Raw genomic sequence first — 20,898 nt, forward strand, 5'->3', positions numbered from 1 at the left:
AGGGTGAATACTACAGTTGAAAAACAGCAGATTATAACATCTAATACAGAGCAGTGGAAAATGTATTCAAAATTAAAAGGTAAAGAATATCAAATTCATATTTCAAAGCCGAGGCAACCAGCACCGGATTCAGGATATCCTGTCATTTACGTATTAGATGGCAATGCCTTTTTTCAAACATTTCATGAAGCAGTTAAAATACAATCAGTAAGAGCGGAAAAAACCGGTGTTTCACCAGCTGTTATAGTAGGAGTGGGTTATCCAATTGAAGGCGCATTTTCAGGGGAAGAAAGATGCTATGATTTTACGCCTAGCGTAATTTCAAAAGATGCTCCTTTAAAACCAGATGGTAAACCGTGGCCTAAAACAGGAGGAGCACATAATTTCTTTACTTTTATTGAAGAAGAACTGAAACCACAAATTGAAAAGAATTTTGAGATTGATAAAGGTAAGCAAACGTTATTTGGGCATTCTTTAGGTGGACTATTTGCTCTCCATATACTATTTACAAACTTAAATGCTTTTCAAAATTATTTTATTAGTAGTCCATCTATATGGTGGAATAATAAATCTGTACTTGAAAAAGAAGAGAACCTTATACATGAATTAAACAATGCTAAGTTTGAAACAGGAGTGTTCCTTACAGTTGGGTCACTAGAACGAGAGCATATGGTTGTAGGTGCAAATGAATTATCAGAGCGCCTTCTCCAAGTAAACCACGATAAACTTAAATTTAAGTTTTATGAAGCTGAAGGAGAGAATCATGCATCTGTTGTGCCGACGTCTTTAAGTAAAGGATTGAGATTTATTAGTTACGTATAGGAAAAAAGGTAAGCAATTGCTTACCTTTTTTCCTTATTGTTTAAAGGCAACGTATCCATCAATTAAAAAACTAGTGAAAAAGCGAGTCATTTGAGTAAAGCCACATTCCTCCATAATAGTTAATAAATTAGCTTCGGAAATAGGAAATATTTCTGTTTCAAAAGAATTTTCAAATCGGTCCCAATCTTCTAATGGAATTTGATTTTGCATCATATGATTGCGCCAAGCATGTAATTGTGTAGAAAACATACTTGTATGGGGCACACCATTTATTGAAGCGAGAAAGAATGGCGCACCAGGCTTTAGGCGATTACTAATATCATTAATAAGTTCTTTTTTCTCCTTATTAGTTGGAATGAAGTGCAGGACAAGCATACAGGTGGCAGCGTCAAATAACTGATTTGGTAATAATGTATGGATAGTTCCATGTACAAGATGAACATGGTTTTGTATGCCTTCGTTTTTAATTCTTTTTTTAGCTAACTGTAGCATGCTTTCAGATGGATCGACCCCTGTAAAAGATAAGTTGTTATTTTGTTTGCCTATTGAGAGAATTTCTTGTCCGCCACCAGCACCTATAACTAGTAAATTTGGATTCATGTTTTTTATAGGGAGTGTAGTAAATAAAAAATGGTTCATCATTTCATATAGGTGGTAGTAGCCTGGGATTTTACATGGAATTCTTTGTTCATATGAATTTACGGTAGTATCATTCCAATTCATTTTTAACCTCCTAAGTATGTGTTTTATAGGTTTATTATGAAATGAAATTATGAAGGGGAACAATCCCGTAAATCTGGGGGGGAAGAGGATGCATGAAAAAACAATGAAAGAAATTAAAATGGTAGCGAATCATATAAGTTCTATAAGATCATTTCAAGAGTCATTTCTCCACTTGATACGTAAAGTTATTGATTTTGACGCCGCTTGTTTTACAACTATAGACCCAATTTCTTTTTTATCTACTGGGGCATTTACCGATGAGAGTGTTGAAAAGATTCATCCACAATTGTTTATGAATGAATTTTTAGAAGATGATTTTAATAAATTTAAATGTTTAACAGAACACTCTCCTCATGTTGCTTCTCTAAGTATGGCGACAAATGGTGAACAAAAGAAAAGCTCTAGATACCGAAATATTTTAAAACCAGCAAGTTTTGGAGATGAATTAAGGGGCGTTTGTATGAGTAAGGGGAAATGTTATGGCCATCTTAGTTTATTTCGAGGAAGTATAAGTCCCGCTTTTCATATCGATGATTGTAAGTACTTAGCAACGATAGTCCCAATCGCTGGAGAGGCTTTAAAGAAGACAGTTTCTATACCTTTTTCAGAAGAGAAGGTGATAGGCACAGGTACGATTATAGTAAGTGAGGATTTTAGTGTATTATATTGGAATCAAGGTGGCAGCGAGTGGCTTTCAAATCTTAGAAAGCATGAACAGTTAAATATAAAAGAAATACCAAGGCCAATACGTGCGGTTTGTTCGAAAGTAAAGGCTAACGAGTATAATGTAGGGTGTATGAATAGAGAAGAAAACGTTTGTCTACCTTTAGCCTATGGCCATTTTTTAATCATTCGGGCTAGTAAGTTAGAACGTACAAGTAGTTTTCAAGGTGGTTATATTGTTCTATTCGAAAGAGCAAGACCGGAAGAGATTTTTCCACTTATTATGGAAGCTTATAGTTTTACAATACGTGAGAAGCAAGTAATACGTAAAATTCTTACAGGTATGTCGACAAAGGAATTAGCCCAAGAACTTTGTATATCTATATACACGGTACAAGATCATTTAAAATCCATTTTTGAAAAGACTGGGGTAAGTAGCAGGAATGAACTTGTGTGGGAAGTATTTTCGAAGTTTTGCTTTGATGTCAATGAATGAAAATAAAACAACTCTACAAAGATCACATGAAGTACGGTGGATGAGTTGTAGGATTGGACTTAAAAAGGTTATGGATGAAACGTTCCATAACCTTTTTTGATATGTAGAATTGTCCTTTTTGAACGTTTTGTTTCAACTTTTCGTCTAAAGAGACGAAAAGTTGTCACAATTCGGTCACAATTAGCATAAACATAAAATAGACGAAATGAACTTATTTCCAAAAAGGCTTAGTTCATTCCAATCATGATTCGTAGAGCTGCAAAAGCATGGATTAAAAGTTCACTATATTTTCAAGGAGGTAGATCGTATGAAAACTATTCTTGCTATCGCTGGGCTTATTTGGGTTTTATCACATGGAATTCCAATTTATGAAGGAGAACAAATTCGCAGTGCTCTGAATAAAAATTTTAATGAATATCATGTTATTGATCGGCAAGATAATGTTGTGACAGTTCGTGTAAATGACTGTTTTCATACGGTAACCGTGGAAGGAACTTCAGTAGTGAATGATGAAAAAGTATGTGATCAGCAATAATTATATATAGAAGGAAAAAAGTCTCAATTTATACACGTATAAATTGAGACTTTTGTATTTATGGATGAATAATAAGAGGGGATGGATAATCCCCTTTTATTATTTTTTTGAAAAAAGGAAAGGGTATCATGATAATTGAGGCTGAGAAGCTAATAAGTTGTTAAGAATAGGCATAAAGTGTAAATATACTCTTATGGGGTATCATGCGTAGATATTTAATGCTATAATTGGTATACTCATAAAAACAATTGTTTTATTGGATGAAGAGAAACTTTAAGAAGGTGATAATATGGATCATAAAGAGAATGAAGCAGTAACACATAGATCAGAAAAAGAAAAAGAACAGATTATAAATAGATTAAAGAGAATTGAAGGACAGGTTCGCGGTATTCAAAATATGATTGAAAATGATCGTTATTGCGTGGATATTTTAGTGCAAATTTCAGCGATTAATGCAGCGATGAAAAAAGTAGGAATGGGCGTTCTCAAAAATCATACGAGTCATTGTGTTTCAGGAGCTATTAAAAATGGAAATGGTGACGAAGCAATTGAAGAATTAATGACAGTATTTGAACGTTTTTCAAAAGCGTAAAAACAAGCTAGTATTTAACTGGCTTGTTTTTTTGTTTACCCTTATATTGGATTTTGGTGTATTGTAGTGAAAAAGTGTGTGTAAAATAAACTTTTAGAAAATAATTGAAAAATCATGATATAAAACCATTGATTACCTTAGGGGGGTATGGTAAGATGTAATTGTGATTAACAAACAATGAATAAACAAGAGGAGGATTTTAAATGGAACAGTTAACATTACAAGTTGAAGGTATGTCTTGTGGACATTGTGTAAATGCTATCGAAAGCAGTGTGAAAGAGCTAAACGGTGTTGAACAAGTGAAGGTTCAATTAGCAGAAGGAACTGTTGAAGTTACTATCGATTCGTCTGCTGTAACATTAAAAGATATCGTTGCTGTAATCGAAGATCAAGGATACGATGTTCAATAATTATTTTTAGATATGGAGATAAATCGTACTTTAAATGAAGTACGATTTATTTTGCTAATACTTATACCTCATAAGGGTATATAGAGGTGAGAGACATGAATGAAAAAAAAGAGGCCAATCTTCAAATATCAGGAATGACATGTGCGGCATGTGCAAATAGAATTGAAAAAGGTCTAAAAAAAGTAGAAGGTGTTCATGAGGCAAATGTAAATTTTGCGCTTGAAAAAACAAAAATAATGTACGATCCAACTAAAACAAATCCGCAACAATTTAAAGAAAAAGTTGAATCGTTAGGATATGGAATTGTAAGTGATAAAGCTGAATTTACTGTTTCAGGAATGACATGTGCAGCATGTGCAAATAGAGTTGAAAAGCGTTTAAATAAGTTAGATGGTGTGAACAAGGCGACAGTAAATTTTGCTTTAGAATCAGCCACAGTAGACTTTAATCCTGATGAAGTTAATGTAAATGAAATGAAGAGCGTGATTACGAAGCTAGGATATAAATTAGAAGTGAAACCAGATGATCAAGATGCATCAACTGATCATCGATTACAAGAAATTGAGCGACAAAAGAAGAAGTTTATTATTTCGTTTATTTTATCTTTCCCATTATTGTGGGCAATGGTTAGTCATTTCTCATTTACTTCGTTTATTTATTTACCAGATATGTTAATGAACCCTTGGGTGCAACTAACACTTGCAACTCCTGTTCAATTTATCATTGGTGGACAGTTTTATGTTGGGGCTTATAAAGCGTTACGCAATAAAAGTGCTAATATGGATGTTCTCGTGGCGCTTGGAACGTCGGCCGCCTATTTCTATAGTGTATATTTAAGTATTCAATCTATTGGTTCTTCGGAACATATGACAGATTTATATTTTGAAACGAGTGCGGTACTTATTACATTAATTATTTTAGGTAAATTATTTGAAGCGAAAGCAAAAGGGCGCTCATCAGAAGCGATTAAAAAATTGATGGGTTTACAAGCGAAGACAGCTACAGTTGTGCGAGATGGAACAGAAATAAAAATTTTGATTGAAGAAGTAGTAGCTGGTGATATCGTCTATGTAAAGCCTGGTGAAAAAATCCCAGTAGATGGGGAAATTGTAGAAGGAAAGTCAGCGATAGATGAATCGATGTTAACAGGCGAAAGTATTCCGGTTGATAAAACAATTGGAGATGGAGTAATCGGTTCTACAATAAATAAAAATGGGTTTTTAAAAGTGAAAGCCACTAAGGTAGGCAGAGATACTGCATTAGCTCAAATTATTAAAGTAGTAGAAGAGGCTCAAGGTTCAAAAGCTCCTATTCAAAGGGTAGCAGATCAAATTTCAGGTATTTTCGTACCAGTTGTAGTTGTGATTGCAATTATCACATTTGCAGTGTGGATGCTATTTGTTACACCTGGTGATTTTGGCGGAGCACTTGAGAAAATGATTGCCGTACTTGTTATCGCTTGTCCGTGTGCATTAGGGCTTGCAACGCCTACATCTATTATGGCAGGATCAGGAAGATCGGCTGAGTATGGTATTTTATTTAAGGGCGGGGAGCATTTAGAAGCAACACACCGATTAGATACAGTTATTCTAGATAAAACAGGTACTGTGACAAACGGGAAGCCGGTGTTAACAGATGTAATCGTAGCAGATGGATTCCGTGAAGAAGAAATACTACGTTTAGTAGGGGCAGCAGAAAGAAATTCTGAACATCCACTTGCAGAAGCGATTGTAGAAGGAATTAAAGAAAAGAAAATTGATATCCCAAGTTCAGAAACGTTTGAAGCGATTCCAGGATTCGGTATCGAATCAGTTGTAGAAGGAAAACAATTATTAATTGGCACACGTCGATTAATGAAGGAATTCAATATTGATATTGAAGAAGTTTCTAAATCAATGGAAGCGCTAGAACGAGAAGGAAAAACAGCAATGCTTATTGCAATCGATAAAGAATATGCCGGTATAGTTGCCGTTGCAGATACTGTGAAAGATACTTCAAAAGCAGCTATCGCAAGACTGAAAAAAATGGGTCTAGACGTTGTGATGATTACAGGAGATAATACACAAACTGCTCAGGCGATTGCAAAGCAAGTTGGTATTGATCACGTAATTGCAGAAGTATTGCCAGAAGGAAAAGCAGAAGAAGTGAAAAAACTCCAAGCACAAGGTAAGAAAGTAGCAATGGTTGGAGATGGAATAAATGATGCTCCTGCTCTTGCTACGGCGGATATCGGTATGGCAATTGGAACAGGAACGGATGTAGCGATGGAAGCGGCAGATATTACGTTAATCCGTGGGGATTTAAATAGTATTGCTGATGCGATCTTTATGAGTAAAATGACGATAAGAAATATTAAACAAAATTTATTCTGGGCATTAGCTTATAACGCGTTAGGAATTCCAATCGCGGCATTAGGCTTCTTAGCACCTTGGGTTGCTGGAGCAGCGATGGCATTTAGTTCTGTATCCGTTGTATTAAATGCATTAAGATTACAAAGAGTTAAATTAAAGTCTTAAAAAGCTACATTAAAGTAATTGAATAGAATTAAAAAACAATACTTTGAATAAGTATTGTTTTTTTGTTCGTATAGAAATTAAAACGATATAATAAAGAAGAAATATGGAATCGTATGTAGTAGAAAAGTTAAGAGGTAGTTTGGTAAGGAGACTTATATATGTTAAAAGATATTATAGTTAGAACATTTCAGAAAGAAGATTTAGAGCAAGTATTACAATTGTTCTATGAGACAGTTCATACGGTTAATGCAAAAGATTATAATGAGTTACAGCTACAGGCGTGGGCACCAAATCGACTAGATAGAGAAAGCTGGTTAAAGTCTTTAGAGAAGAATATTAGTTATGTAGCGGATCATAACGGTGTGATATTGGGATTTGGGGATTATAACGATGATCATTACGTAGATCGTTTATTTACACATAAAGATTATCAAGGGAAAAGAGTCGCTTCATACATACTACAGATGTTAGAAAAAGAAGCAGTGAAATTGAGGCATAGGGAGATATATACAGAGGCGAGCATTACCGCAAAACCTTTTTTTAAAAGTAAAGGTTTTATTTGCATAAAAGAACAAAAGAAACAGCATAATGGTCAGATTTTTATTAATTATGTTATGAAAAAAATATCCTTCTCATAAATGAGAAGGATATTTTTCATTATTTTACAGCTTCTTTTAGTTCTTTACCAGCTTTGAAAGCAGGTACTTTAGAAGCTGCGATTTGCATTTCTTCACCAGTTTGTGGGTTACGGCCTGTACGAGCAGCTCTTTCGCGAACTTCGAATGTACCGAATCCGATAAGTTGTACTTTTTCACCAGCAGCTAAAGTGTTAGTGATTGATTCTACTACAGTTTGTACAACTACAGTAGCTTCTTTTTGAGAAATCTCAGCATTTTGTGCTACGTTTTTAATTAATTCTGTTTTGTTCATGTTTTTCACCTCATATGTAAATAATGCTATTTAAGTTGTTATTATAACGTATAAAACATTCGAGAACAAGTGTACGTACATATATTCGCAAAAAAAATGAAATTTGTAATATTTTTTAGGACACTTTATAGACATTCCATTTAAGCGGATAGAGATTTGTTCTTCATTTCAGTCTTCTCTTGATGAGAAGGTAGTTTCTTATTATAAGATATGAAGTAAGGTAGTGCTACAAATAACATACCCCCTACTAAATTTCCAAAGAAAACAAAAATAAAGTTTGGAAAATATTCAGCCCAAGTGAAATGACCGGCAAAAATCGCAGCTGGGATGACAAACATATTGGCTACAACGTGTTGAAATCCAATCGCAACAAAAGTCATAACTGGGAACCAAATACCGATAATCTTTCCGATAAATTCTTTACTTCCCATACTGAGCCAAACAGCTAAACAAACGAGCCAATTACATCCGATTGCAGAAATAAATGCTTGCAATGGTGTATCTTGTAGTTTCGCTTGAGCGATAGAAATAGTTTTCGCTAAAAAAGCTCCTTCAGTTAAGCCGACGATATGACCGAAAAAATAGGCTACGAATACAGCTCCTATGAAATTGCTAAATGTAACAATAACTAAATTTCGTATGAAATAAAATAAAGTAATTTTCTTTTGGAACCAGGCCATAGAAACTGTCATCATGTTACCAGTAACTAGTTCACCGCCTGCAAGAATAACGAGAATAAGACCAATAGGGAATACAGCAGCGCCTAGAAAACTAGAAAATGATCCCCAATATTTTGGCATTGTCCCAATAACATGAATATCGAGTAAATACCCTAATGAGATAAAAGCACCACCAAAAAAACCAAGAATTAGTATAGGGAGCAATGATAAATGACCTTTTTTCCTTCCTGAATTCGCAGCAAGTTTCGTAATTTCTTCTGGTGTAAATACAGACATGAATAACCCCTCCGTAATAAAATGATGGAATGAATAGAAAAAATTCAAAAATCTACGTATTATAAAAATATGTTATGACTTCTGTATAAAATTGTCAAAGTGAATAGAGAGGGAACGACATATTGATAACATTGTTCATGTTGTCACATTAATGTAACAATAAGGATTTAAAGTGTTTCTAGAGGTGAAAACATGAATACGAATCATGTAAAAAAAGAACGAAAAAAATCAATCGTAAAGATATTTATTATTATTTTTATAAGTATATTAATGATACCAGTAAGTTTGTATTATTATGCGACAGAAATAGAACGAAAATTAGTAACAGTTACGTGGAATGAAATAGAAGCTTCTGCAATTCCTAAAGAATTTAATAATAAAAAAATATTACAGTTTTCAGATGTACATTTAGGACCAGAGTTTACACTGAAACAACTTGAACATTTAGTGGAGAAGATGAATGAATTACATCCAGATATAGTAGTTTTTACTGGAGATTTAATAGATAAATTTGGGTCTTATAGTGCGGAAAGAGAAGAAGCGAAGGCTATTTTGCAGAAAATTTACGCTCCCTTAGGGAAATATGCTGTGTTTGGGAATCATGATAGGGGCGGGGGCGGTAGTTTATTTTACAAAAAATATATGGAGGAAGCTGGTTTTTCTGTATTAGTAAATGAAGTGCAGAAAATTAAAGTGGAAAACGGCAAATATATTACAATATCAGGTTTGGATGATTTTCTATTAGGGAAGCCGCAAATAGATTCAACTTTAAAAAACTTGAAACAAAATGATTTCAACATGTTATTAGTACATGAGCCGGATGTTGTAACCAAAATCAATCGTTACCCAGTTGATCTTCAACTGTCAGGACATAGTCACGGAGGACAAGTCCAAATTCCTTTTGTAGGTCCGTTAATTACTACCAAACTAGCTGAGAACTATGTTGAAGGTATGTATGAAGTAGAGGGGAAGAGTAAGCCGTTATATTTATATGTAAATCGTGGCATTGGGACTACTAGGATGCCTGTTAGATTTTGGAGTGTACCTGAACTTTCAATTTTTGTGTTGAAGCAAAATAGTGACTAGAATAGTAGGAGGACTTTTAGAGAAAGTTCTCTTTTTTTAATAGTTAAATACTGAATATTATGTAAGTTTTGTTTAAAGTGTTAAATAAAGAAAGGGGAATTTCTAGGATAGAAACATGGCATAAAGAATTGGAAAGTTTATATAATCAAATAGTTTCATGACGAAGAGATTTTCATCAATATCCAGAGCTAGCGTTTCAAGAAATAGAAACGCCGAGAAAAATAGCTGAAATCTTAAAAAGTTTTCATATTGATGTGAAAACAAATATCGGGAGCAGAGGAGTAATCGGCGTAATTGAAGGTGGAAGACCTGGGAAGACGATAGCGCTACGTGCTGATTTTGATGAACAAGCAATGTTAATTGGTGGTAAATTACTTTTAAGTCTTGTGAATAGTTATGTAAGAGATGAAAAAGAATCTCTTCATCATGTAGAAGTGAAAAAGTAATTTACATAAATAAAAAACAACAATAGGTTATGTAACCTATTGTTGTTTTTTATTATTTTTGCAAGGAAAGATTATCAAAATATGTTCTGTAAGTATTAGAGAATTCAAAGTTGTTTTTTGCATCCCAATTAATAGACCAAGACATTAGGCCGCGGAATGCAGGATAGCCACTCTGATTTGAAAGTTTATACTTTCCTCCGAAAGGAATGCCCTTAATGATATAATCTAAAGCTTTTTTCATTTCAGTTGGAGAAATGTACCCGCCACTTGGAGCGGCCGCTGGAGCTGCAGGAAGTCCAATTATGACTTGATCCGAACGAAGAGCTGGGAAAATGTTATTTGCATTACCACCTACAGGAAAACCATGTAAGAGCATATCCGCCATAGCGACTTCGTAGTCTGCAGTACCTTGATTGTAGTTATTACCGTCCATTCCAATCCCGCTACCAGCATTGTAGTGTTGAACGTGAATGTATGTTAGTTTATCTTTCACTCCATAAATAATTGGTAAATATGCACCCCAGATGCTTCCGTATGCGCTATAACCGCCTTGAACATAAGCTGTTTCAGGAGCCATGCTTAATAGAAAATCTGGACCATAATGATCTGAGATTGTTCGAATAGCTGATATAAGATTTACGATTTGAGGAGTAGTTGGGTTTTTGAAATTAGTGTCATTTCCGTTTAAGTAAATACCCGATTCAAGGTCAATATCTATTCCATCAAAATCATATTTATCAATCAGAGATTGTATGGAATTAATAAAACGTTGCTTAGCGGCATTGTCAGGGAGTAAAACGACCCCATTTTGTCCACCTATTGAAAGAACTACTTTCTTTCCTTTACTTTTTAAATAAGAAATATCTGATTTGAATTCTGCATCTGTACCATATACAGGGGAAAATTCAACAGTGGAACGATCACCACCAGTTTCACCGAAAGATACATTGATTACATCCCATTTTGGTGAAACGTCTCTTAATTTAATAATGCCAGTACCGTTATCGAAGTTATGCCAGTATCCAACGAGTAATTTTGAACCTAAATTGTTTGCTGCTTGTGTTTGGAAAGGGGATAGCGGTAGTAGTAAGAACATTACTAAAATACAACAAAAAAATTTGAACTTGTTTAACATATTAACACTCCTATACAAAAAGTTGTCTAGATGTATAATCTTGTTTATTTAATGATATCTGAAAATTCTTTCTTTTGTAAGAGGACTATAATTTTCTCAACAATTGTGTATGGGAAAGTATTAAACCTAATGAAATAATTTTTGAAGGAGATTGAATTGCAATTGTTAAATTCAGAATATTTTGATATATTTTAAAGTATAGGACAAAATCTTTCGCACAGTACTCTTACATAAATTTCAAATTTAGTTTGGAAGGGGATGTACAAGAGTTGGATAAAAATCTTAAGAAAGACCTCAAAATACGCCACATTACAATGATCTCAATTGGTGGCGTAATAGGAGCTGGTTTGTTTGTTGGAAGTGGTGCGGTTGTGCATTCGGCAGGACCTGGTTCTATCGTTTCATATGCATTAGCAGGGCTTCTAGTTATTTTCGTTATGAGAATGCTGGGGGAAATGGCAGCTATTAATCCGACAAGTGGTTCATTTGCAACATATGCAAGAGAAGCAATTGGTCCATGGGCAGGTTATACAATTGGGTGGCTATATTGGTTTTTCTGGGTAATTGTTATTGCAATAGAAGCTACAGCAGGTGCTGGTATTATTCAATACTGGATTCCGGAAATCCCACTCTGGTTATTAAGCTTAATATTAACGATTTTATTAACGTTGACGAATGTTTTCTCGGTGAAATCATTTGGAGAATTTGAATATTGGTTTTCATTTATTAAAGTAATAAGTATTGTTTTGTTCCTTTGCTTAGGTCTTGCTGTTATTTTAGGATTTGTACCAGGAACGGAAGCACCTGGCACTTCGAATTTAGTAGGGCAAGGAGGATTTATGCCAAATGGTATAAGTTCGGTGTTACTTGGAATTACCGTCGTTATATTTTCATTTATGGGATCAGAGATTGTTGCTGTAGCCGCTGGAGAGTCTGCCGAACCTGTAAAAGCAGTAAAAACAGCAACAAATAGTGTGATTTGGCGTATTCTCGTATTTTTCATTGGATCGATCGCTGTAGTTGTTACACTCCTTCCGTGGAATTCAGCGAACATACTAAAAAGCCCATTTGTGGCGGTATTGGAACATATAGGGATACCAGCGGCAGCACAAATTATGAATTTTATCGTTTTAACAGCTGTACTTTCTTGTTTAAATTCGGGTTTATATACGAACTCAAGAATGCTTTTTTCAATGGCAGAAAGAGGAGATGCACCAAAGGCATTTTTGAAATTGAATAGTAGTGGTGTTCCGGTTCGGGCGGTTTTATTTGGAACTTTCTTTGCTTACATTGGAGTTGTTTTTAGTTACATATCTCCAGATAAAGTATTTTTATTTTTAGTGAATGCATCTGGCGGTATTGCATTACTCGTTTATCTCGTTATAGCAATTTCACATTTCAAGATACGTAAAAAAATGGGGAAAGCAGAACAACAAAATTTGAAAGTGAAGATGTGGCTTTTTCCATATGTAACATATGTTACAATTGCTGCGATTATAGCAGTTTTAGTTGCAATGATCGCAATTGAATCTTTACGTTCACAGGCACTATTAACGATGCTTGTTACTCTTCTTATAATAATTTCTTATTTTATTTTTAATAGAAATAAAAATAGTACAGTATTGAATTCCGAAAGTAAAAATGAGGAATCTGTTCGATTCTAATTTCTTGTTTTAGAAGAGAGTTACACCCAATCATTGCTATAAAAGAATCATATATAATCATAGAAACAAGTAATTACTATTGTCATAGTGAATATAAACTTTTTTCTTGACTTTTTATACGAAGGCGAGCAGAATAGTAAAAAAGGAAGGGGGGGATGATGTTGGAAGAGTACGTATTAGAGCTGTATAACTTGTTATATACGACAGAATGGCAAGATATTGTTTCGTTTCTAGGAATAGTATTTTGCATGAAAATTGTAATTGTATATATGGAAGAGCAAGGTATGTTCTATTCCTTCTCATCTCCGTTCGATGTGCAGCGCGAGCCGTTGCTAAACTATGCCAATGTGAATTACGAACAATTTCCTTTTGTACTATTCTTTATGATTCGATTTATAACAGCAATTGTAAAGAAGAAGGAAAGTGATGATGAAGAGTGCCACGCAACTTGTAAGGTAGCTAACGTTTTTTAAGCTAAATACAAGGAGGAGATTTATATGTGGTTTCGATTTCTTATGATTGGTTTCTTTTCATTAACAGCAATTTCATTAATGGGATATCAAGTGTCTGAAATTTTTCAAGCATATAGCGATACATTTTTTAACAAAAATTAATCGCGTTGCTATTTGAATAATAAAGCGATAAAATCCTTCTTAAGAAGTTTTATTAAGAAGGATTTTTTTCTTTGTCTTGTCTTGCTGTGTCAAACTATTGTCACATTTACACTGTGAATAATATGTTAAAATAGTGAGGTTATGTATACATACTCGAAGGAAGAGGGAGTGACCATTTTGGTGGATCAATCAACAAATCAGAAAAGCTATGCTCCTATTGTGATAACGCTTTCTGTAATTGTAAATGCGATTATTTTATTTTTGTTCTTTGGACCTGTTGGCTATGAAGGAGAAGTACATTTTGATGTAACAATTTTACCAATGTTAAATGCGATTTTTAATAGCTTTACGTTCGTATTCTTATTAGCAGCTTTATACTCTATTATTAAAAAGAATGTGAAAATGCACCGTGGTTTTATCCTCGCAGCATTTACAACGACGTTGCTATTTTGTGTTTCTTATTTATCGTATCATTACTTGGCGCCAGCAACACATTTTGGCGGAGAAGGATTCATTAAATATGTGTATTTCATCATTTTAATTACACATATTATCCTAGCAGCAATTATTGTACCACTTGCATTGTTTGCACTTGTATTTGGTTTTACAAATCAATTAACACGTCACCGTAAAATTGTACGTTGGACGATGCCAATTTGGTTATATGTAAGTTTATCTGGTGTTATTGTTTACTTAATGATCTCACCTTATTATCAATAAAAGTCTCAGCCCTTAGGCTGGGGCTTTTTTGTTAAGCAAATCTTTTTGTGAAATGAAAAAAATATGGTATACAAAAGTATAGTTGCTTTTCATATAGAAGGGATGGTAAAGAAATATGCAAAATTTTGTATTTCGTAATCCAACGAAACTTATTTTCGGTAAAAATCAATTAGAACAGTTAAAAACTGAAATTCCACAGTTTGGTAAGAAGGTTCTTCTCGTATATGGAGGAGGCAGTATTAAAAGAAACGGTATTTATGATAATGTAATTTCTATTTTAAAGGATATTAATGCAGAAGTATTTGAATTGACGGGTGTTGAACCGAATCCTCGTGTATCAACTGTAAAGAAAGGGATTCAAATTTGTAAAGATAATGGAGTTGAATTTATTTTAGCAGTTGGTGGAGGAAGTGTAATCGACTGTACGAAAGCGATTGCTGCTGGTAGCAAATATGATGGAGATGTATGGGATATTGTAACGAAAAAAGCATTTGCTAGTGAGGCATTACCATTTGGCACTGTACTTACTCTTGCTGCGACAGGTTCTGAAATGAATGCAGGCTCGGTAATTACAAATTGGGAAACGAATGAAAAGTATGGATGGGGAAGCCCAGTTACATTCCCGCAGTTTTCAATTTTAGATCCAGTTCATACTGCATCTGTACCGAGAGATCAAACGATTTATGGTATGGTAGATATTATGTCACATGTATTAGAACAATATTTCCATCATGGAACGAATACAGAACTACAAGACCGTTATTGTGAATCTGTTTTAAGAACAGTCATTGAAACAGCACCTAAGCTTTTAAGTGATTTAGAAAATTATGAGCATAGGGAAACAATTTTATATTGCGGAACGATGGCGTTAAATGGCATTTTAGCGATGGGAGTAAGAGGTGACTGGGCAACTCATAATATTGAACATGCAGTTTCTGCTGTTCATGATATACCGCATGGAGGTGGGCTTGCGATTTTATTCCCGAACTGGATGAAACATGTTGTAGAGGAAAATGTAAGTCGTTTTAAACAGTTCGCTATTCGTGTATTTGATATAGAAACAGATGGCAAAACAGATAAAGAAGTGGCGTTAGAAGGAATTGAGGCACTGCGTCAATTTTGGACTTCAATTGAATCACCAGCAACATTAGCTGATTACGGTATTGGAGAAAATGAAATTGATATAATGGCTAATAAAGCGATGGTGTATGGTGAATTTGGTAACTTTAAAAAATTAAATAAAGATGATGTTCTAAGTATATATAAAGCTTCTTTATAAGTGAATTTAGAAAAGAAACCTATTTGATTGTTTGATCGAATAGGTTTCTTTTTTGCTTTTTATAAGCGTTTATGAATGTTTGTGATTATTTTTGACTGTTTATGGTTGATTTTTGTGACCGTTTTCATTATACTGTAATCAAAGAAGAGGTGAATAAAATGTTAACTCCTGAACGTCATCAAATGATATTGCAACTTGTAAAAGAACAGAAAGTTGTAAAATTACAGCAATTAGTTGAAAGAACAGAAAGCTCTGAGTCGACAATTCGCCGTGATTTAGCACAATTGGAAAAGCAAAGGTTATTAAAAAGAGTTCATGGTGGTGCCGCTGTTTTAACAGGAAAAGGGCAAGAACCAACGATGGTTGAAAAATCATCCAAAAACATTCAAATAAAACAACAAATTGCTAATTATGCGGCTAGCGTTGTTGAACAAGGTGATTGTATTTATTTAGATGCAGGGAGTACAACATTTGAAATGATTCCATTTTTAATCAATAAAGATGTTACTGTCGTTACGAATGGACTTATGCATATTGAAGCTTTAGTTGAAAATAATATTCGTGCGTATTTACTAGGCGGAATGATGAAGAGTAGGACGAAAGCTTTAATCGGTGCTATGGCACAGGAAAGTATGCAGAAGTATCGCTTTGATAAATGTTTTTTAGGTGCAAATGGTGTACATGAACAGCTTGGCTTTACAACGCCAGATCCAGAAGAAGCGCTCCTAAAACAAATGGCATTAACATTAGCAAACGAAGGATATTTCTTAATTGATGAAAGTAAGTTTTCAGAAGTTGCGTTTGCGAAAATTGCAAATGTTGAAGATGCAAATATTATTACAAACCATTTAGAAATTGATTTAGAAAAATATAAAAAACAAACCAATGTAATTGAGGCTGATAAACAATGATCTATACAGTTACTTTAAACCCATCTATTGATTATGTAGTGCAAGTTCCTTCTTTTGATTTAGGAACAATAAATCGAGCGGAGAAAGATATGAAGTTTCCTGGAGGAAAAGGAATTAATGTTTCTCGTGTTCTTCAGCGTTTAGGTGTTAAAAATATAGCACTTGGATTTACTGGTGGATTTACTGGTCAATTTATTAAAGAGGTATTACAGACGGAAGGTGTAACAACAAACTTCGTCCAAGTAGATGAAGATACTCGCATTAATGTGAAAATAAAAGGGAAAGAAGAAACAGAATTAAATGGCCAAGGTCCTATTGTAACAAAAGAGCAGTTCGAACAGTTAATGAAAAAAATTGAGAGTATGCAACCTGGAGATTGTGTTGTACTCGCTGGGAGTGTACCAGTCTCTATTCCAAGTACCTTTTACGAATCAATTGCTGCGTTTGGAGCTGAAAAAGGTATTCGTGTAGTAGTAGATGCAAGTGGAAGTGCACTGCAACATGTAATTAAAAATAAGCCGTTTTTAATTAAGCCAAACCACCATGAACTTGGTGAGTTGTTTGGAGTGGAGCTTTCAACAGTAGAAGACATTTTACCTTATGGAAGAAAATTAATTGAACAAGGTGTAAAACACGTTATCGTATCGATGGCTGGAGAGGGAGCTTTATTATTTACGGCAGAAGGTATATATGAAGCGACTGTTCCAAAAGGTGTTGTAATTAATTCAGTTGGGGCCGGAGATTCTCTTGTTGCAGGGTTTGTAGGCAAATATGAACAGACAAAAGATATTGAAATGGCATTTCAATACGGCGTTGCAACAGGGAGTGCAACAGCATTTTCAGCTGATTTATGTAAGAAGGAAAAAGTAGAAGAATTATTGTCGCAAGTAATTGTAGCTAAGCGATAGGGGGAAGCAACATATGAAAATTACAGAACTATTAAAAAGGGATACAGTCATTATGGATATGACAGCTTCAAATAAAGAAGCTGTCATAGATGAATTAGTTGAGAAATTAAACGGGGCAAATCGTTTAAATAGTAAAACGGAATTTAAAGAAGCTATTTTAAAGCGGGAGTCCCAAAGTACGACTGGAATAGGGGAAGGTATTGCAATACCTCATGCGAAGACAAAGGCTGTTAAACAACCATCGATTTGTTTTGGTAGAAGTGTAAGCGGTATCAATTATGAGTCGCTTGATGGACAACCGGCACACTTATTCTTTATGATTGCTGCAAGTGAAGGAGCGAATAATACTCATTTAGAAACGTTGTCTCGTTTATCGACATTATTAATGGATGAAGGGTTTCGCAAGCAACTATTAGAAGCGAAGGATGAAAGTGAGCTTCTTCAACTATTTGATGAAAAAGAGAATGAAAAAGAAAAAGAGAATGAAAAAGAAGAAGAGATTGAAGTTGCAAAACCAGAAGGAAATGAACCGTACGTACTTGCTGTTACAGCTTGCCCAACTGGAATCGCTCACACATATATGGCGGCGGATAGCTTAAAAGCAAAAGCGGCAGAGTTAGGAATAGCGATTAAAGTTGAAACGAACGGATCAACAGGTATTAAAAACGGTTTAACGAAAGAGGATATTGAACGTGCAACAGCTATTATTGTTGCGGCAGATAAACAAGTAGAAATGAATCGTTTTGCTGGTAAACATGTCATTCAAGTGCCAGTTGCTGATGGGATTAGAAAAACGGAAAATCTGCTTAAACGAGCTGTCAAACAAGATGCACCAATCTTTAAAGGTGTAAAAGAGGATGGGAAAACAGAAAGTATTGAGAGAGAAAAAGGATTAGGAATTTATAAGCATTTAATGAGCGGTGTAAGTAATATGCTTCCATTCGTTGTTGGTGGCGGGATTTTAATAGCGCTAGCATTTTCGTTTGGTGGTATAAAGGCGGAAGGTCCTTTAGCTGAATTGTTCATGTCAATTGGTGGAGGAAAAACAGGTGCGTTTTTATTCCTTGTACCAATTTTAGCTGGATTTATTGCAAGCTCTATTGCTGATCGTCCTGGTTTTATGCCTGGTGTTGTAGGTGGATTTTTAGCGGCGAATGCGAATGCTGGATTTTTAGGTGGATTAATTGCTGGTTTCTTAGCTGGATATGTTGTTTTAGGGTTAAAAAGATTATTTTCAGGACTACCAGTACAATTAGAAGGAATTAAACCTGTTTTGTTATATCCAGTCTTTGGATTATTGATTACAGGAGTTGTAATGCAAAAAGTAGTAATTCCGCCTGTAGTAGCATTAAATGAAATGTTGACAGGGTGGTTAAATGGTTTAAATGGTACGAATGCTATATTACTAGGTCTTATTTTAGGTGGTATGATGGCAATTGATATGGGTGGTCCAATTAATAAAGCGGCATTTACGTTTGGTATTGCTGCAATAGAAGCACAGAATTTTGGAGTGCACTCAGCAGTTATGGCTGGTGGTATGGTACCGCCACTTGCGATTGCATTCGCAACTACATTCTTTAAATCAAAGTTTACAGAAGCGGAACGTAAATCTGGTTTAACAAATTATATTATGGGAGCATCGTTCATTACAGAAGGTGCGATTCCGTTGGCAGCTGCAGATCCGGTTCGAGTAATCGTAAGTTGTGTTGTTGGTTCAAGTATTGCAGGTGCGTTATCTATGTTATTCCAAATTACATTACCGGCACCGCATGGTGGATTATTTGTAATAGCATTAGTAAATAAACCGTTACTATATATTTTCTCTATATTAATTGGAACGATTGTCTCGGCTATTATGCTAGGTGTTTGGAAAAAGAAAGTTCAATAACAAATGAAAAGAGAGCAGCTTTTAGTGAAGTGACCCCTAAAAGTTAGACACGGTTATTTGATTAGGCAGCTTGATAAAAGTGAGTCCGGTATTGTACCGGGCTCATTTTTAATTTTGCCTTAATCCGTTTCGTATTATAATAATCTATATATTTTTCTAATTCTATTTTAAAGTGCTCTACATTTTCAAATTCTTTTATGTAGAGGAACTCCGATTTCATAATCCCAAAGAAATTTTCTATTACTGCGTTGTCGTAACAGTTGCCTTTTCGAGACATACTCTGGACGATAGCTCTTGATTCTAGTGTACGGACGTATTGTCTCATTTGATAATGCCATCCTTGATCCGAATGCATCAGTAGCTGGTGCGTTTCAGGTAAACGTTCCAATGCTTTCTCTAACATGTCTGAAACAAGCGAATACGTCGGTCTAGAACCAATTGTATAGGTAATAATTTCACCATTATACAAATCTAATACAGGTGATACATACAGTTTTTCTCCAAACAATTTAAACTCTGTGATGTCTGTTACCCACTTTTGATTCGGTGCATCTGTATGAAAATTACGCTCTAAAATATTAGGTGCAATTCTACCGACTTTTCCTTTATAGGATTTATATTTCTTCATACGCACAACACACTTTAACCCAAGCTCTTTCATAATGCGCTGAACCTTCTTGTGGTTCACTTTCTGGCCACGATTCGTTAATTCATCACGAATGCGACGGTAACCATAACGACCTTCATTTTCCTCATAAATCGCTTTAATCTCAGCTTTCAAATCGGCATCTACATCTGGACGATTCATTTTCTTTACTAAATCATAATACGTGCTTCGAGGAATAGTAGCTAGCTCCACGAGTGCCTTCACCGAATATTTATGCCTTAATTCATAGATTACTTGCGCTTTGTCTTGTTTTGTGATTTTTCCTTGTTTTGAACTAAGGCATTTAACTTTTTTAAGTACTCATTTTCCATCTCAAGCTGTTTAATGCGTGCTTCAAGTGCTTCGACTGACCCTTCAGCTAAATGTTGTTTTAATTGTTTATTTGAATCTTTTTTCATGGATGGACGCCCCTTTTTCTTAGATTGAAGGGCATCAATTCCTTGTGTTTCGAGCTGTTTTTTCCAAACAGAAATCGTTGAAGGGGCAGGAATATTAAAGATAGCTGCCGTCTCAAATAAGGACATACCGTTTTCAATCATAAAGTTTAGTACGTCTAGTTTAAATTGTTGTGTGTAATTTGTACATCGTTTTAGAAAAGCTTCCAGACCATTCTGTTTATATTGGTTTACCCAATTCAAAATGATTGTGTCACTTATACCGAGCGATCTACCCATTTCTCGATAACTTTCATTTCCGTTCAAATAACGTAGAACGATTTGTATTTTTTCATCAGCTGTAAATTTAGCCATAGAAAAACTGCACCTCCAATTGTTAGACTGTGTCTAACAATTGGGGTGCAGTTCATAGTAGCTGCTTTCTTTTTATTACAAAAAAATAGGTTAACAATGGAATATTGATGCTTTTTGGTAAAAGATGTAATGAATTTTGGTTTTTTTGTAACAAAAAAGTAACACTGTAATTTTTTCTGGAAAAAGTT

20 protein-coding genes and 1 pseudogene are annotated in these 20,898 nt (G+C 34.6%); 16 read left to right on the top strand and 5 right to left on the bottom strand.

The window, feature by feature from the left end; all coding sequences use genetic code 11:
* The first annotated feature begins 3 nt into the window (after positions 1-3).
* Positions 4-822, top strand: a complete 819-nt coding sequence (locus tag MHI28_RS28510; RefSeq protein ID WP_001098706.1) for an alpha/beta hydrolase — start codon at positions 4-6, stop codon at positions 820-822.
* Between the two features lie 33 nt (positions 823-855).
* Here MHI28_RS28510 and MHI28_RS28515 read toward each other — a convergent pair whose 3' ends face one another.
* Positions 856-1,545 (bottom strand): class I SAM-dependent methyltransferase, encoded by a 690-nt coding sequence (locus MHI28_RS28515; protein ID WP_001104343.1) that lies wholly within the window; start codon positions 1,543-1,545, stop codon positions 856-858.
* Between the two features lie 88 nt (positions 1,546-1,633).
* Between MHI28_RS28515 and MHI28_RS28520 the strand changes: the two genes are divergently transcribed.
* From MHI28_RS28520 to MHI28_RS28545, 6 genes are all read left to right on the top strand, one after another.
* The gene (locus MHI28_RS28520; protein ID WP_000544759.1) at positions 1,634-2,704 is read left to right on the top strand and encodes a helix-turn-helix transcriptional regulator; all 1,071 of its coding nucleotides are present in this window, start codon (positions 1,634-1,636) and stop codon (positions 2,702-2,704) included.
* A 307-nt stretch (positions 2,705-3,011) separates the two neighbouring features.
* Complete coding sequence (locus tag MHI28_RS28525) at positions 3,012-3,239, top strand: hypothetical protein (protein ID WP_000849105.1); 228 nt, start codon at positions 3,012-3,014, stop codon at positions 3,237-3,239.
* A gap of 289 nt (positions 3,240-3,528) precedes the next feature.
* Positions 3,529-3,831: a metal-sensing transcriptional repressor gene (locus MHI28_RS28530; protein ID WP_000349643.1), complete on the top strand. Its 303-nt coding sequence runs from the start codon at positions 3,529-3,531 to the stop codon at positions 3,829-3,831.
* Positions 3,832-4,034: 203 nt separating this feature from the next.
* Positions 4,035-4,241 carry a copper chaperone CopZ gene (gene copZ, locus MHI28_RS28535; RefSeq protein WP_000436973.1) on the top strand — a complete coding sequence of 69 codons (207 nt, stop codon included), beginning with the start codon at positions 4,035-4,037 and terminating at the stop codon, positions 4,239-4,241.
* Between the two features lie 95 nt (positions 4,242-4,336).
* On the top strand, positions 4,337-6,757 hold the full coding sequence (locus tag MHI28_RS28540) for a heavy metal translocating P-type ATPase (RefSeq protein WP_001003184.1): 2,421 nt from the start codon (positions 4,337-4,339) through the stop codon (positions 6,755-6,757).
* Positions 6,758-6,915: 158 nt separating this feature from the next.
* A complete protein-coding gene (locus tag MHI28_RS28545; RefSeq protein ID WP_000910173.1) occupies positions 6,916-7,395 on the top strand; it encodes a GNAT family N-acetyltransferase in 480 nt (159 codons plus the stop codon).
* Positions 7,396-7,414: 19 nt separating this feature from the next.
* On the opposite strand, the gene MHI28_RS28550 is transcribed toward MHI28_RS28545, so the two are convergent.
* Positions 7,415-7,687: an HU family DNA-binding protein gene (locus MHI28_RS28550; RefSeq protein WP_001043904.1), complete on the bottom strand. Its 273-nt coding sequence runs from the start codon at positions 7,685-7,687 to the stop codon at positions 7,415-7,417.
* A gap of 140 nt (positions 7,688-7,827) precedes the next feature.
* A complete protein-coding gene (locus MHI28_RS28555) occupies positions 7,828-8,643 on the bottom strand; it encodes a formate/nitrite transporter family protein (RefSeq protein WP_000110551.1) in 816 nt (271 codons plus the stop codon).
* Between the two features lie 192 nt (positions 8,644-8,835).
* On the opposite strand from MHI28_RS28555, the gene MHI28_RS28560 reads away from it, so the two are divergent.
* Both MHI28_RS28560 and MHI28_RS28565 read left to right on the top strand, forming a co-directional pair.
* Complete coding sequence (locus MHI28_RS28560) at positions 8,836-9,729, top strand: metallophosphoesterase (protein WP_001095333.1); 894 nt, start codon at positions 8,836-8,838, stop codon at positions 9,727-9,729.
* 107 nt (positions 9,730-9,836) lie between these two features.
* Positions 9,837-10,073: pseudogene (locus MHI28_RS28565) on the top strand (amidohydrolase); the annotation flags it as partial.
* A gap of 154 nt (positions 10,074-10,227) precedes the next feature.
* Here the strand turns inward: MHI28_RS28565 and MHI28_RS28570 are convergent.
* Positions 10,228-11,310 (bottom strand): chitinase, encoded by a 1,083-nt coding sequence (locus tag MHI28_RS28570; RefSeq protein WP_000932446.1) that lies wholly within the window; start codon positions 11,308-11,310, stop codon positions 10,228-10,230.
* Positions 11,311-11,579: 269 nt separating this feature from the next.
* On the opposite strand from MHI28_RS28570, the gene gabP reads away from it, so the two are divergent.
* From gabP to MHI28_RS28605, 7 genes are all read left to right on the top strand, one after another.
* Positions 11,580-12,974: a GABA permease gene (gene gabP / locus MHI28_RS28575; protein ID WP_000360101.1), complete on the top strand. Its 1,395-nt coding sequence runs from the start codon at positions 11,580-11,582 to the stop codon at positions 12,972-12,974.
* A gap of 158 nt (positions 12,975-13,132) precedes the next feature.
* Positions 13,133-13,447 (top strand): hypothetical protein, encoded by a 315-nt coding sequence (locus MHI28_RS28580; RefSeq protein ID WP_002162598.1) that lies wholly within the window; start codon positions 13,133-13,135, stop codon positions 13,445-13,447.
* 318 nt (positions 13,448-13,765) lie between these two features.
* Entirely contained in the window at positions 13,766-14,308 is a 543-nt protein-coding gene (locus MHI28_RS28585; RefSeq protein WP_000228316.1) for a DUF420 domain-containing protein, read from the top strand.
* Between the two features lie 115 nt (positions 14,309-14,423).
* Positions 14,424-15,587, top strand: coding sequence for an iron-containing alcohol dehydrogenase (locus MHI28_RS28590; protein ID WP_001179114.1), 1,164 nt, complete (start codon positions 14,424-14,426; stop codon positions 15,585-15,587).
* Positions 15,588-15,745: 158 nt separating this feature from the next.
* On the top strand, positions 15,746-16,498 hold the full coding sequence (locus MHI28_RS28595; RefSeq protein WP_000957288.1) for a DeoR/GlpR family DNA-binding transcription regulator: 753 nt from the start codon (positions 15,746-15,748) through the stop codon (positions 16,496-16,498).
* Complete coding sequence (gene pfkB, locus MHI28_RS28600) at positions 16,495-17,406, top strand: 1-phosphofructokinase (protein WP_000640857.1); 912 nt, start codon at positions 16,495-16,497, stop codon at positions 17,404-17,406. The genes MHI28_RS28595 and pfkB overlap by 4 nt, the downstream gene beginning before the upstream one ends.
* 13 nt (positions 17,407-17,419) lie before the next feature.
* Complete coding sequence (locus tag MHI28_RS28605) at positions 17,420-19,294, top strand: PTS fructose transporter subunit IIABC (RefSeq protein WP_340828389.1); 1,875 nt, start codon at positions 17,420-17,422, stop codon at positions 19,292-19,294.
* A gap of 61 nt (positions 19,295-19,355) precedes the next feature.
* On the opposite strand, the gene MHI28_RS28610 is transcribed toward MHI28_RS28605, so the two are convergent.
* Positions 19,356-20,710, bottom strand: a protein-coding gene (locus MHI28_RS28610; protein WP_208730123.1) for an IS3 family transposase whose coding sequence is annotated in 2 segments (ribosomal slippage) — positions 19,356-20,257 and positions 20,257-20,710 — 1,356 coding nt in all. Because the reading frame shifts where the segments join, the coding sequence is not laid out codon by codon here.
* Positions 20,711-20,898: the final 188 nt, after the last annotated feature.

This window comes from Bacillus sp. FSL K6-0268 (genome assembly GCF_038005425.1).
Classification (GTDB): domain Bacteria; phylum Bacillota; class Bacilli; order Bacillales; family Bacillaceae_G; genus Bacillus_A; species Bacillus_A thuringiensis_S.